Raw genomic sequence first — 13,485 nt, 5'->3', positions numbered from 1 at the left:
AGCGCCAGTTGCACGCGGGCGCGCAGGGTTTCGTGGTCGCGGTTGTCGGGGCCGATGCGTGCGCGCAGGCCCAGGCTCAGGCAGGTGTGGAACAGCTCGAGCAAGGCGCGGTGCTCTTGCGGCTTCTCGGCGAGGCGCGACAGCAGGCGCAACAGCTTGTCGCCGCCGCTGGCATCGCCATGAAAACGCTGCAGCAATCCGGCGCCGCCCGTTCCCCACGGGGCAGCGGCAAATTGCTCGTCGCCCCAGGCGCAGAGCACGTAGCTCGCGGCCGCGACGCTGGGCTCGTCGACGCCCGCGACGCGCGCATCGGCCTCGAAGCCGGCCACCGCCGCGGACAGCGTGCGGCGCAGCTCGGCGGTGTCGGCAGGCGTCCCATCGCGCAGGCGTGCGATCAATGCGACGAGCGGAAGGGCCTCGACGCGCAGCGCACGCACGGTGGCCGGCTCATCGACGGCATCGACCTCATCGACCCCATTCGCCGCGCCGTCAGCCGGCGACGCGAGCGCGGCGCCGGATCGGCTCACCGGGCCCACTCCAGTTGCAGCTGGCGCGCCTGCGCGTCGATGCGTGCGCGCGGCGCCAGCGTGCCGGCCGGCAAGGGCAGGATCGCTCGCCATCGCGATTGCTCGATCTGCCTGAATGCGCCGAACACGGCGACGGCACGCGCATCACCGGCGATCTCGAGGGCCAGTTCGCGTGCTTCACCGGGGCGCAGGTACAGCTTCTCGCGCACCAGCACGTTCGAGCCCAGCGTGGCCTCGTCGTCGTCGTAGAGGCTGTCGAAGCTGGCCTTCTCGAAACTGCCCGCGTCGCGCAGCACATAGATCCGCAGCGCCAGCGACGCCGACGCATTGCGGTCATCGGTGTTGAGGCTGCGCTGCGCCTGCACCAGCAACTGGAGATTGCGCCGGGGCCCGGCCGATGCCGGCGCCGGCGCCGGGTTGAACATGAAGTTCACCACCATCGAGGTGTTGACCCACGGGATCTGGCGCTCCGCCGTGTCGCGCAGCACCTTGATGCGCACCGCCTTCATCATTTCCTCGACATCCACGCCCGGCGTGCGCAGCTCGGTGGCGAGGTGGCGCGTGTAGACGCTGTTGCCGCCGATCGGGCCGTCCTCAGCGACGCGGCCCGGCGCCGCGGAAAAGGCGATGAGCGCCCCCGGCGCCGCCATCTCGGCCAGGCCGTTGGTATTGCGCGGACCGCGCCCGCGGGTCGCGAAGGGGTCGTTGCGGCAGGCGTCGATGATGAAGATGCGGGCGCGCGGGCGCACCCGCTCGACATGCGACAGCAGCGCCTCCTGCATGTCGATCGCCTCGTCGCGCACCTCGGCCTCGTCGCGCAGCGCGATGTCCACCGGCAGCAGGAAGTTGCGCCCGCCGATCTGCACGCCATGGCCGGCGTAGTAGAAGACCGAAGCGACCTGGTCGTCGTCCATGCGTCGCGCGAATTCCCGCAGCACCCGCTTGAAGTCGCGCGCATTGAGGTTGAGGTACTCGCCCACCTCGAAGTCGAGGCTGCGCAAGGTCTGCGCGACCAGGCGGGCGTCATGCTCGGGGTTGTTGAGCGGCATCTCGGGATAGCGCCCATTGCCGATCACGAGTGCGACGCGGCGTTGTCCGGGAGCGTCGACCTTGGCCTTGGGTGGGGCTTGGACCTGCGCCGGGCAGGCGGCGCTCCATCCCAGGGGCAGCAGGCCGAGGCCAAGGCAGGCGAGCAGGCGACGGCGACTCATGGTGCGGCGGGAGGAGTGTGTGCTGCGGACCGGCTGGACTCCCTGACAGATCGCGTGCCATTCTGGGCTGTGCACCGCGGTGGCACAAGGGGAGCGGGCTGGCCCCATGGTCTATGCCATGGGGCAGCCCCGGCCGGGCTTTTCAGGCGCCGCGGAATTGCACGCGGCGGTTCACGGCGGCGTTCGGGTCGGAGCCCTCGATCGGGCGTTCCTTGCCGTAGCCGACGGTCTTCAGGCGTGCGGCGTCGATGTCGTGGTGGTTGACCAGGTAGTCGCGCACGGCGTTGGCGCGGACCCGCGACAGTTGCAGGTTGTAGGCCGGGCTGCCGGCGGCGTCGGTGTGGCCCTCGATCATGATGATGCTGCCCGGAGCCAGCAGCTTGATGCCTTCGGCGAGTGCGTCGAGCTGGGTGCGCGCGATCGGCAGGATCTCGGCGGAGCCGAAGCCGAACTGCACCGGCAGGGAAAGGGCCGCAGGGGCTTCGGAGCTGGGGTCCTCATGCGCGACGGCGGCGGGGCGTGCGGCGTGTTCGGCGCGTGCAGCTTGCTCGGAGTGTGCAGCTTGCTCGGGGCGCGCAGCCGCCGCGGGGGCGGCGGGACGCGCCGAGGGCTTGGGCTTGGAGGCCGAGGCCACGAGGGTGGGCTTTGCCGAGGCGGAAGCGGAAGCTGGGGCTGACGCTGCGGCCGGGGCCGAAGCCGGGGCTGCGGGCGCATCGTCGAGCAGGCGGATGGAGCGGGTCTTGCCCAGCACGTCCGCCACTTCCTGCGGATTCACGATCTGGCCCTCGCGGTAGACGATGACCTTCTCGGCCTTCGCCGGGATAGCGACCAGAAGGCCGGCGGCGGCAAGGGCGAGGGTGAGGGTGCTGAGGTAGCGGAACATTGCGGACTCCTTGGGGGGTGGTTTCGTCAACACCCATGGGTTGCGCGTGCCGCCTGGCCGGTTCAATCTTTTTCGATCGAGCCGATGCCCTGGACCGAACGTGTCACGGCCGGGTCGCCGTGGTAGCGCACATTGCCGATGCCGCTGATGCGCACGGCCAGCGTGGCGCTGGCGGCGAGCTGCACTTCGCCGTTGCCGCTGATGGTGACGTCGGCCTGCTCGCTGGCGAGCCGCGGCGCCGAATAGCTGCCGTTGCCGGTGATGGAAAGTTTCTGCGCCGTCACTTTGCCGCCGCCGATCGTGACCTCGCCTGAGCCCGAGATCCGCACATCCAGGCTGCGCGCGTTCTCCAGGCGGTCGACGCGGATCGAGCCGCCGCCCGCGAGCACCAGCGAAAGCGTGTCGCCGCGCAGCGCGCCGATGCCGATCGTGCCAGTGGTGCGCGACTCGAAGGCGCGCAGGTTGCGCACGCTCAGCTTCATGCGGATCGGTTGCTGCGTCTCGACCTTGCCGGGCGACAGGCCGATGACCAGGCGCCGGTCGTGGATCTCGGCCGTGATCTTGCGCAGCACCTTGGGTTCGGCTTCGATGGAGAGCGATTCACCCGCGCCCTGTTCGATGCTGACCTCGCCGGCCACCGCGAACACCACCTCGTCGAAGTCGGCGACGTTGCGGCTTTCGGTTTCCGCCTTCGCCGGCCCGGAAAAGGTGGCGGCGATCACCGTGATGCAGGCGGCCGCCAGGGCCACGGCTCGCGGCAAGCGCCGCACCGGGAACGCGGGAGAAAGATGGTTCATGGTGCGGCTCCTTTCGAGGTGGGCGATGCCCGAACAAAGGTGTGAGGATTTCGTAGCGAGGGCGTCGAGGTCGGCGTCCGCGGTAGAAAGATTCATACCTTCCTTCAGCGGGGCATGGCGAGGTTCGGGGGCGGGGGCGAGGGCCGCGCCAGGCAGGTCGTCCCGCCCAGGTCGGCGGTGACGAACAGGGCCCCGCCATTGCGATCCGTCCCCACCATCTTCGCGCCTTGCCGTGCCTCGGCGCCCAGGGTGACCGGACCTTCGTCGAACAGCAGGCGGCCGTACTGCCAGCAGCGCAGCTGGTAGGTGCCGGCAACCTTGCGGCTCGGCGCCGCGGGTGCAGGGGGCGGCGGGAGCGGGGCAGGCGGAACCTGGGTCACGACAAGGTCGTCGCCGCGGGTGGTCGCGATGCCTGCCGTCGCGCCGGGATGCCATTGCAGGGCGATGCCTGCCGCGGCGACCACCGCAACCCCGGTCAGTGCGGCCACGAGACCGCCGTGCTGCTTCCGACCGTTGATGAAATCACTTGGCTTGTACATGGAAGTTCTCCTGGGCGAGGGTGCCGCCGCTGGCTTTCTCGAAGGCGGCGCGGATCATTTGGAGCGAGGCGCCGGGCAAGGGTTCGAAGTCGGTGCCGACCAACTGCTGGGGCAGCGAGGCCATCACGTCCTGTTGGGTGGCGAAGCAGGAGATGGTCTCGGGCACGCCCTTCGTGTTCATCGAGAGCTGGAAGCGCATCGCCCCCGGCAAGGTCAGCGGCTGGGCCGCGGCGATCCGGGAATCACGAGCGAACCGGTTCGGGAAGAAGCGGATGACCTTGGCATCCTCGTCCTGCAGGTAGCAGTAGACATGCGCGTCCTGCGACGGTTGCAGTGCGAGGCTGATGGTCTCGCCGCGGGCAAAGCGTGTCTGCTGCTTCGGGGCCGACACCGACAGCTTCAGCGGCGCCGCCTTGGGTGCGGGGGCCGGGGTTGGGGCCGCTGGCGATCCTGGCCCTCCGGCAACCGCGGCGGGCGCAACGTAGCGCGCCGGTTGCGCGGGTCGCTCGATCTTCGTGTGGTCGGCCGCGAGGAAGGCGTAGAAGAATTCCTCGTTGAGCAGTGCCTCGCGGCTGAGTCCGAGCGCGGCGCGGTAGTTGGAGATTGCCTCGTCGATGGCCGGATTGAATTGGCCGTCGATCGGGCCGTCGTAGAAACCACGGCGGCGCAGCTGGTTCTGGAAGTAGGCGATCAGCTCGATGCGCGTCGCGGCCATCGAGTGATACCAGTCGAACATCTCGAGCTTGGTCTCGTCGTTCGCCTTCGGGTCGGTCACGCCCAGGCAGCTCCAGTAGGGCGTCTTGGTCAGCTTGCCGATGAGTTCCACCGCCGCCAGTTCGACCAGCCCGCGCAGCGCCTGCGACTGGCCTTCGGAACGGGCCAGGTTCATGCTGTAGTTGATGCCGAACTTGTGATACGCGGCATCGCCGTCGAAGCCGCTGCCCTGCTTGAGGATCACCACCGAATTGCGCGAGGTGACACCGGGCAGCACGCCCATGTCGCTGGTCGTCAGCACGCTGAGGTCGAGCGCCAGCATGCTGGAGGCCGCGTCTCGCGCCACGCCGAGGTTGAGGAAGGGCGAGATGCCGAAGCCCAGGTCCTTCTGGTTCTTGATCAGGTTCTCGTCGAACTGCGAGACGGAACCCTTGATGTCGTATTGCGGGACCGCCTGGTAGGCCGCCGTGGTCTGTGCCGTTGCGAGGAAGCTGACCACGTTCAGCGTGTCCTTGCCGAAGGCGACCAGGCGCACCGCCCGGCTGCGGCGGGACATGTCGGACACCGACGAGATCAGCATGTCGCGCGTTCCGGCGTTCAGCTTCTTGGTTTCGTCGGTGATTTCCTCGGTCAGCATGGTGACGTCACGAACGCCGTAGTCCAGCAGCAGCGTGTCCATGCAGCGCAGCGCATGGGAGAAGCCGGTGATGGAGCGCTGCGGCCGGTCCTCGGGGCCCTTGCGGACCTCGGCGGTCTGCTCGACCGTGGGCTTCTTGACCTCGAGCGTCTGGCAGCCTGCGAGGGTCGCGACGGCGGCAAGGGCGAGGACGCGCACGAAAAGGGGCGAGTTCATGACATCTCCGTTGTTCAGAAGGGTTGGGGATCAGTTGCAGCCGCCGCGGCCGACGAGGTTGATCGCGTTGGGCGCGAACACGAACACCTCGCGCGGTTGTGCGCCAATGCGCCCGCCGGTGTCAACATTGCCGATGTTCTGGCTGCCGCAGGTGCTGGTCGGGTTCTGGCCGAAGCCCTGGTTGTCGTTGTTGATGCCCAGCTTCTTCTGCTGTTCGTCTTGCCTGCGCTCTTGTGCGCTCGCGCGGATCTTTTCCTTGGCGATCCGCGCGCGGAAGTTCGAGTCGACACCCAGCAGCTCTTCCCCGGCGAATGCACTGGCGCAGGCGCCCAGCGTGACGGCGACGAGGACGATGCGGGTGGTGCGTGCGAAGGTGGCGTTCATGTTGGATCTCCTGGGGGGAAGGCCGCCGGCGCGGGTGGCGCCGGCGGGGAGGGGACGAAAGACGAGGGAGCTGGCTTACTTGGCGACGCCGATGCTCTGGTTCGCGCTGGACAGGAAGCCGGAGGCCGAGTTGGTCGAGTTGGTGGCGATGACGGTCGAGTTGGTCAGCTTGCCGTTGCCTTGCGCGCCACCGATCTGCTGGGTCGCCGAGGACAGGAAGCCGGAGGCGCGGTTGGTGGCGCCGTTGGCGATCACCGTCGAGTTCACGACCTGGCCGTTGTTCTTGGCGAAGCCCACTTCCTGGGTGGCGCTGCTGAGGAAGCCCGACGCCGAGTTGGTCAGGTTCGTGCCGATGACCGTGCTGTTGGTGATCTTGCCGTTTTGCGTGGCGTGACCGACGTTCTGCGTGGCCGACGAGAGGAAGCCGGAGGCGCTGTTGTTGGCGTTGGTCGAGATCACCGTGCTGTTGGTGATCTTGCCGTTTTGCTCGGCCACGCCGATGTTCTGGGTGGCGCTGGACAGGAAGCCCGAGGCGGCATTGGTCGAGCCGGTCGACAGCACGGTCGAGTTGGCGATTTCACCGGCCATCGCGCCACTGAAGGCGAAACCGAGGGCCACGAGGATGGAAGCTTTGCGAACGATTTGCATGATGATCTCCAGAAGGGTGATGAGTGATGACAGGGGATTGAAGGTGGGGCTTGCGGAACTGCTTGCCTTCCCGTTCATGGGTTGCGGCTGCTGCGGAATCGGTTCAAGGAAATTTGCAGCTGCTGCCTCGAAAGAAAAAAAACCCGCCGGCGCGGATGCGCAGGCGGGCAGGTTGGTGGTCGAGCGGGCCGGAGTGACCGGCGCGTGCTTACTTGGCAACGCCCACGCTTTGGCTTGCGCTGGACAGGAAGCCGGAGGCCGAGTTGTTCGACGTCGTCGCGATGACCGTCGAGTTGGTCAGCTTGCCGTTGCCTTGCGCGCCACCGATCTGCTGGGTTGCCGAGGACAGGAAGCCGGAGGCGCGGTTGTTGGCGCCGTTGGCGATCACGGTCGAGTTCGTCACTTGGCCGTTGTTCTTGGCGAAGCCCACTTCCTGGGTGGCCGAGCTGAGGAAGCCCGAAGCCGAGTTGTTCAGGTTCGTGCCGATGACCGTGCTGTTGGCGATCTTGCCGTTTTGCGTGGCGTGGCCGACGTTCTGGTTGGCCGACGACAGGAAGCCCGAGGCGCTGTTGTTGGCGCCGTTGGAGATCACCGTGCTGTTGGTGATCTTGCCGTTTTGCTCGGCCACGCCGACGTTCTGTCCAGCCGAGGACAGGAAGCCGGATGCGGCGTTGCTCGAGCCGGTCGACAGCACGGTCGAGCCGGAGATTTCGCCCGCCATCGCGCCGCTGAAGGCGAAACCGAGGGCCACGAGGATGGAAGCTTTACGAACGATTTGCATGATGAACTCCAGAGGTTGATGAGTGACAGGATTTGCGGTGGGGCTTGCGGTATTGCTTGCCTTCCCGCTCATGGGTTGCGGCGCGTTTGGAATCGGTTCAAACAAATTTCAATCAAATGAAACGCCGGGGTAGCATCGCCCGCGATGCCCGACAGCGCTCCGCCTGACCCGCCTCCACACCCATCGCACCTGACGGGCTTGCGTGGCACCTGGCGCGCGCTGCGCAACTTCGGACTGATGGGTTTCGGCGCGCCCGGTGCGGAGGACTACGACACCTTCACCGCCAGCGACGGCCAGGTCGTTCCGGTGTGCGTGCTGGGCAAGGGTTCGCCGCTGGTGCTGGTGCATGGCGTCGGCTGCTCGCACCGTGACTGGCTGCCGGTGGCTCGCCAGCTGGCCCGGCGTCATTGCGTGCTCGCATGGGACGCACGCGGCCATGGCGGTTGCCGGCCCGTGCTCGGCAGCATCACATTGGCCCGATTGGCGATGGACCTCGCCGAAATGCTCGACCACTTCGGCCTGCAACGCTCGGTGCTGGTGGGGCATTCGATGGGCGCGCTGACGCTGATGCAATACCTGCAGGGGCACGGCACGCAGCGGGTGGCCGCGGTGGCGCTGGTCGACCAGTCGCCGCGCATCGTGACGGACGACGAATGGCGCCTGGGGCTCTTTGGCGGCTGCAGCGCGGCGATGCTCTCGGGGCTGATCGCAGGTGCGCGCCAGGACCTGGCCGAGACGCTGTTGAACGAAATCGGCGCGTTCGGAGGCGCCTGGCTACGGCGCCAGCTCGGAGTGGAATCGGCGCTGGGACGGATGCTGCGGCGCCGCCTGGGACGCATCGATGTCAGGCCCTTGCTCGACCTCGCCGAATCGATGGCGCAAGCCGACTTTCGCGCGTCAATGTCCCGGCTCGACGCGCCGCTGCTCGTCGTGCTCGGGGCGCGCAGCCCGCACTATGCGGGCGTGCCGCTCGATGCCTGGTATCGCGACACGGTGAAGCATGCGCAGGTCTCGATCTACCCCCACGCCGGCCACTCGCCGCATGTGAGCGAGCCGCAGCGCTTTGCGCGCGAGCTGGAGCGATTCATCGCCGACCACGCGTGAATGAAGCAGCCTCCGAAACCGTGCGCCTACGGCGTGGCAGTGCGGGCAACTCAAATCCCGCAACGCCCCTTGTCATCCGACTTGAAGCAGAAATCAGCCGTCAGGCTCGACGACTCCCACGGCACCTGCACGCGGCCGGTGTCCTCGGCCACGCCGATGCGCACCCGCTTGAAGAGTTGCTCGATCTGCAGCCCCGGCGTCGACATGTTGGCCAGCAGGTGCCGCGCATAGACGCTGTGTTCGCTGTTGGCGCCGTCGAGCGCGACGCCGTTGGGTGCGGTCGAGAAGGCCACCAGCGTGCCCACGGGCGCATCGAGCGTGGCCAGGCCGCCCGGCGTCGCGCCGCGGAATTTCAGGCGCCGTCCGTCCGGGCCGACGATGACGCCGCCTGCAAACGGGTTCACCCGGCAGGCATCGAGCACCACGATGTTGGTGCCCGTGCGGATCGCGCTGAGCCGGTCGACGAACTCACCGACATCGGCACTTTGCTGCTGGATCTCGTCTTCCGACTTCGGATCGGCGTCGACCGGCACCAGGTAGTTGCGGCCCTTCACCTGCACCCCGTGGCCGGCGTAGAACAGCATGCGCACCGATGCCTTCGGCGCGCGGATCGAGAACTCGCGCAGCGACTCGATCAGCTCCGGCAGCCGCGTGTTCTGGCGCAACGTCACGTCATAGCCGAGGCCACGCAGCGCGCCCGCGACGGCGCTGGCGTCGCCGGGCGGGTTCTTGAGCGGTGCGGCCTTGTAGGTGCCGTTGCCGATCACCAGCGCGATGCGCGAACCGGCATCGCTGGCATTGGGCGCCGCAGCCATGGCGCGAGCGAAGAAGGGCAGGGCTGCGGCACCCAGGGCGCCGCGAAGCAGCAGACGACGGGTCGGCAGGGTGGCCATCGCGGCTACTCCTTGGGCGGCACGCCCGGGGCCAGTGCAGCCTCCTGCACGATCGGGGCGGCCTTCGCCTTGGCGAGCGCCGCGGCTTCGCTGCCGGCCGGCACGCGCAGGTAATAGTCGCCAAGCTGTCCAGGGCCGCCAGCCAGTTCGCCGCCCACCTGCACCAGCAGCATCCGGATGTCCGCCTCCTTGGCGTCGGGCGTGAAGCTGATCTTGAGCATCGGGCCTTCCTCGACGCGGATCGAGTGCAGCGCGCGGATCTCGTCGGCGCTGTCGCGGGCGTCGCCCAGCAGGCTGACGATCACGCCGCCTTGCACCGCCACGACCGCCAGCGCGGCCAGCGCATAGCTCGGGCGCATGCCGAAATTGCCGAAGAAGGCGCCGATGCGCTCCGCAATGGTCGGCCGGTCGCCCTGGATCAGGCGCATGGTGCGCGCCAGGCCGATCGTTGCCGGCACCGCAGGCGCGTTTTCCTGCACTTTGGCCTGCAGCGAGTGGTACCACTCCAGTTCGCTGCGGGCCTCGGGATGTTGTTCAAGGTAGGCATCGACCCAGGCCCGGTCTTCGGCGCCCAGCGTGCCGTTGGCATACCAGGGGAGCAGTTCTTCGAAGCGTTCGTTCATGACTGCGCTCCGGTGGCGCCGCTCGGGCGCCGCAACGATGAAAGGATCTCGACCATGGTGACCACCAGAATTCTTCGGCCCTTGCGGGCGTGTGACTGACCCGATCGGCACCCCTGACGGCGGAGTGTCGGCGCAATATAGCGCGCGAGACCGACCGCATCGAGATACCGATCTACCTGCACGGGATATGCCCGTGTCGCCCCTGGGTTGCGGGAGTCGGTCGAAGGGTTCAATTTATTTTCAGGATGCGAGCGCACCCTTGCCGCCCGGCGCCCCGCCTTCGCTGCGCAGCAAGGCCTGCAGGCAATTCTTGATTTTCTGGCGGGCGTGGAAAAGGCGGGTCTTGACCGTGCCCTCGGGGCAGTTCTGCACGTCTGCCACTTCCGCCAGGCTCATGCCCTCGTAGAAAACGAGGTGCAGGCATTCGCGATGCTCGTCCGACAGCTTGCCCATGCAATGCTGCACGCCGTCACGCCTTTGCTTTTCGGCCAACTCGGCGTAGCCGTCAGGTGTCTCGGAGGCGGTGGTTTCGGCGATGTCGTCGAGGTCGCCATGCACTTCGTCGGGCCGGCGCGCACGGTAGACCATCAATGCCTTCCGGCGCGCGATGCCGATGACCCAGGTCGAAAACTGCGAATCGCCGCGAAAGCGATCGGGATGGCGCCAGACTTCGTAAAACGCGTCCGCCAGTACTTCCTCTGCGCGGGCGTGGTCGTTCAGCATGTTGAGGACATAGGCGTACACCTTGCGGCTGAACGCCTTGTACAGCTGGCGAAACGCCGCCTGGTCTTCGCGACCGATGCGAACGAGCAGCTGGTTGACCTCGTCGTTGTCCATTCGGGCGGTGGGCGGTGCGGTGGCGTTGACGAAATATAACGTTTATGTCCTGCGGTACCACGCACAACCGTTGTCGTCGATCGTCTTGACCGCGCGGCCGGCGTGCACGAGGTAATTGAGGCAGGCGATGCCTTCGCCCGTTGCCATGCCGAACACGGCCATCTGCGATTCGTCGATCGGCCGTCCGAACAGGGCGGTGAACACATCCACCACGCGCTGGGGCGTGGCGAGCGCGGCCTCCAGCCTGTCCAGGGCGCGGTCCTGCGAGGACTTCAGGTAGTCCAGGCGGGCATGCAGGCCGTAGAAGCACTCGTTGTGCGCGGGCAGCACCAGCACGTCATCGGGCACCTCCCGACGCAGCTTGGCGAGCGAGGCATACCAGTCGGCCATCGGGTTGGCGTCGGGTTCGGTCGGAATGACGGACACGTTGGACGAGATGCGGGGAAGCACCTGGTCGCCCGAGATGAAGACCTTGAGCGCCGGGCAATAAAGGCACGCGTGTTCCGGTGAATGGCCGTTGCCGGTGACCACGCGCCAGGTATTGCCGTTGATGCGCAGTTCCATGCCGTCGCTCAGGCGCTCGAATGCGTCGGGCAGCTTGTGAATCTGGTTTCCGAACCTGCCGAAGCGCGCGCGATAGGACTCGATGGCGTGCTCGCTCCAGCCCGCCTCGCGATAGAAAGCCAGGGCCTCGGGCGGCGCCTCTCGCCCGCTGTCGGATGCCATCACCCGGCATGTGAGGTATTCCAGGCGAGTCATCCAGAGGCGTGTTCCCAGCTTGCGCGTGAGCCAGCCGGCCATGCCGACATGGTCCGGATGCATATGGGTGACGAAGATCCTCTTGAGCGCACGGTGCTTCGGATAGTTGGCGAACAACTCGCGCCAGACGCTGGCGGTCTCGTCGTCGCGCATGCCCGTGTCCACCAGCGCCCAATCGTCACCGTCGTCGAGCGCCCAGAGGTTGATGTGGTCGAGCTTGAAGGGCAGCGGCATGCGAATCCAGTGCACACCCGGCGCCACTTCGAGCAGGGTGCCGCGCGCGGGCGCCGACTTGAAAGGGTATTTCAGGAGGGGTTTTTCGTCGGTCTGCATGGGGGTGTGGGCGTCCTGGGATGTCATCGCCGGGGTCGGCGCTTGCGCTTCCCATTTTGACTTCGGCGGGGTTCGCCTGGGCGACCGGCAGCTCGACGACCCCGCCGTCCGCCATTCACCGGCAGGCACTGGCGAATCGGCGACTACAGGCTACAGGTCACTCGGCCGCGCTCTCCAGCGAGAACAGCGGCACGTCCGAGCGCCGGCTCAGCCACAGGCCGCCGCCTAGTTCCCTGAACTGCCGGGAGAGGCCGTTGCGGTAGACCTCGGCACGGTGGCGAAAAAGGTGCGGATCGGTCAGGTCCTCGTCCACGATGTCGCGCTCGTAGTCCTCGCGCGCCACGACCTCCAGGTAGAGGGCGCCCTTGCTCAGGGTGCCGAGGTTGCGCAAGGCGCGTTTCAGGTCCACCGGGTTCAGGTAGGCCAGCACGCCCTGGCAGATGACAAAGTCGAACGGCTTCCTGGCCTGGTAGTCGACCACCGATCCGCGCTCCCACCCGAAGCGTTCGCACAGGTACTCGCTGAACTCGACGCCGTGAAAACTGGCCTGCGGGAAATGCCGCGCCACGATGTCGCGCCAGAGCCCGACACCGCAACCCACGTCCAGCACCCGGCGCAGCGGCACGCGCAGGTACTTCAGGTAGGCGCACACGAAGGCCCCCAGCCGCTCCACGTGCTGCGGATCCGCCACCTTGGTCTTCTTGTCGAAGTAATAGCGCTGGTAGTAGGACGCGTCGAAGGCGGCGGCGCTGACGGATTCCATGGGTCGGGGTCCTTTTAGAAAGCGACGAGGCTTGATCGGTCCTGGATTGTGCGGCCTTCCGATCTGGCGCAAGAGTCCTCGATTCACCCTCCTACTGGCCGAAGAGGCGGGAGATGCCGCCTCTCAGGTGCGCCTCCATCGCCTGCCGCGCGGCCGCCGCGTCCTGGCGCTCGATGGCCAGTTCCACGGCCATGTGCTCCTGGCACACGCCGGCCCGACGCTCACCCTGCGGCCGACCGGCCAGGCTGCGCGAGAGCCCGATGCTGAAGCGCGTCTGGGGCGCCAATGCATTCATCGTCATGCCGAAGAAGCGATTGCCGCAGGCCTGCGCCACGGCGTCGTGGAATGCGATGTCTTCCTCGACCGCATCGCTGCCGACGGCAAGGGCCTGCTCGAAGCGCTCGCGGCACAGGCGCACATGGTGCATCTGGTCGGTGGTGCGCGCCAGCGCCGCGCGCGCCGCGGCCTCGCCTTCCATGAAGCATCGGAATTCCAGGAAAGCGCGGATGTCGGCGATGTTTTCCAGCGTGCTGAGCGAGATGGGTTTGGCCTGCGGCAGCGCATCGGTGACGAAAGTGCCCGAGCCCTTGCGCACGTAGACGCGCCCCTCGTCGCGAAGCCGCGCCAGCGCCTGGCGCAGCACCGGACGCGACACCCCCAGCCGCTGCGACAAGGCCGTCTCGCCGGGCAGGCGTGCCCGCGGCTCGAAGCCCGGCGTGCCGAGCAGCTGCATCAGGTCTTCGTAGACCTTGTCGCCCAGCAGGCGGGCCGCGCCGCTTGCCGTGGAGGGGGAACCGAGTTCGCCAGGTTGGGATGTATTCATATGACAGCAATTG

16 protein-coding genes are annotated in these 13,485 nt (G+C 67.4%); 1 reads left to right on the top strand and 15 read right to left on the bottom strand.

The annotated features are described in order from the left end of the window. The 9 genes from HCU76_RS24355 to HCU76_RS24315 form a co-directional block, all read right to left on the bottom strand. On the bottom strand, positions 1–527 hold a 527-nt coding region (locus HCU76_RS24355), incomplete at its 3' end, for a DotU family type IV/VI secretion system protein (RefSeq protein WP_218510828.1). Further along, positions 524–1,738: a type VI secretion system lipoprotein TssJ gene (gene tssJ, locus HCU76_RS24350; RefSeq protein ID WP_213955895.1), complete on the bottom strand. Its 1,215-nt coding sequence runs from the start codon at positions 1,736–1,738 to the stop codon at positions 524–526. The genes HCU76_RS24355 and tssJ, both read right to left, overlap by 4 nt. A 142-nt stretch (positions 1,739–1,880) precedes the next feature. Then, positions 1,881–2,621, bottom strand: coding sequence for an OmpA family protein (locus HCU76_RS24345; RefSeq protein ID WP_218510827.1), 741 nt, complete (start codon positions 2,619–2,621; stop codon positions 1,881–1,883). Between the two features lie 62 nt (positions 2,622–2,683). Next, positions 2,684–3,418, bottom strand: a complete 735-nt coding sequence (locus HCU76_RS24340) for a head GIN domain-containing protein (protein ID WP_218510826.1) — start codon at positions 3,416–3,418, stop codon at positions 2,684–2,686. Positions 3,419–3,522: 104 nt separating this feature from the next. Further along, entirely contained in the window at positions 3,523–3,957 is a 435-nt protein-coding gene (locus tag HCU76_RS24335) for a hypothetical protein (protein ID WP_213955892.1), read from the bottom strand. Further along, a complete protein-coding gene (locus HCU76_RS24330; RefSeq protein WP_218510825.1) occupies positions 3,941–5,524 on the bottom strand; it encodes a DUF4384 domain-containing protein in 1,584 nt (527 codons plus the stop codon). The genes HCU76_RS24335 and HCU76_RS24330 overlap by 17 nt, the downstream gene beginning before the upstream one ends. Before the next feature lie 30 nt (positions 5,525–5,554). Further along, the gene (locus HCU76_RS24325; RefSeq protein ID WP_213955890.1) at positions 5,555–5,908 is read right to left on the bottom strand and encodes a hypothetical protein; all 354 of its coding nucleotides are present in this window, start codon (positions 5,906–5,908) and stop codon (positions 5,555–5,557) included. Between the two features lie 75 nt (positions 5,909–5,983). Further along, positions 5,984–6,556 carry a hypothetical protein gene (locus HCU76_RS24320; RefSeq protein ID WP_213955889.1) on the bottom strand — a complete coding sequence of 191 codons (573 nt, stop codon included), beginning with the start codon at positions 6,554–6,556 and terminating at the stop codon, positions 5,984–5,986. A gap of 208 nt (positions 6,557–6,764) precedes the next feature. Then, entirely contained in the window at positions 6,765–7,337 is a 573-nt protein-coding gene (locus tag HCU76_RS24315; protein ID WP_213955888.1) for a hypothetical protein, read from the bottom strand. Positions 7,338–7,481: 144 nt separating this feature from the next. On the opposite strand from HCU76_RS24315, the gene HCU76_RS24310 reads away from it, so the two are divergent. Next, complete coding sequence (locus HCU76_RS24310; protein ID WP_218510824.1) at positions 7,482–8,441, top strand: alpha/beta fold hydrolase; 960 nt, start codon at positions 7,482–7,484, stop codon at positions 8,439–8,441. Positions 8,442–8,491: 50 nt separating this feature from the next. On the opposite strand, the gene HCU76_RS24305 is transcribed toward HCU76_RS24310, so the two are convergent. From HCU76_RS24305 to HCU76_RS24280, 6 genes are all read right to left on the bottom strand, one after another. After that, the gene (locus HCU76_RS24305; protein WP_213955886.1) at positions 8,492–9,334 is read right to left on the bottom strand and encodes a caspase family protein; all 843 of its coding nucleotides are present in this window, start codon (positions 9,332–9,334) and stop codon (positions 8,492–8,494) included. A gap of 5 nt (positions 9,335–9,339) precedes the next feature. Continuing rightward, a complete protein-coding gene (locus HCU76_RS24300) occupies positions 9,340–9,957 on the bottom strand; it encodes an anti-sigma factor (protein WP_213955885.1) in 618 nt (205 codons plus the stop codon). A 240-nt stretch (positions 9,958–10,197) separates the two neighbouring features. After that, positions 10,198–10,794, bottom strand: a complete 597-nt coding sequence (locus HCU76_RS24295) for an RNA polymerase sigma factor (RefSeq protein WP_218510823.1) — start codon at positions 10,792–10,794, stop codon at positions 10,198–10,200. 42 nt (positions 10,795–10,836) lie between these two features. Continuing rightward, complete coding sequence (locus HCU76_RS24290; RefSeq protein ID WP_218510822.1) at positions 10,837–11,913, bottom strand: MBL fold metallo-hydrolase; 1,077 nt, start codon at positions 11,911–11,913, stop codon at positions 10,837–10,839. Between the two features lie 130 nt (positions 11,914–12,043). Beyond that, positions 12,044–12,649: a class I SAM-dependent methyltransferase gene (locus HCU76_RS24285; protein ID WP_218510821.1), complete on the bottom strand. Its 606-nt coding sequence runs from the start codon at positions 12,647–12,649 to the stop codon at positions 12,044–12,046. A gap of 91 nt (positions 12,650–12,740) precedes the next feature. Further along, a complete protein-coding gene (locus HCU76_RS24280) occupies positions 12,741–13,472 on the bottom strand; it encodes a FadR/GntR family transcriptional regulator (protein WP_218510820.1) in 732 nt (243 codons plus the stop codon). Positions 13,473–13,485: the final 13 nt, after the last annotated feature.

It is taken from the genome of Variovorax sp. dw_308 (assembly GCF_019207085.1).
GTDB lineage: Bacteria > Pseudomonadota > Gammaproteobacteria > Burkholderiales > Burkholderiaceae_C > Variovorax.
Note: the sequence above shows the minus strand (reverse complement) of the source record. Positions and strands in the feature narration are given on the sequence as shown.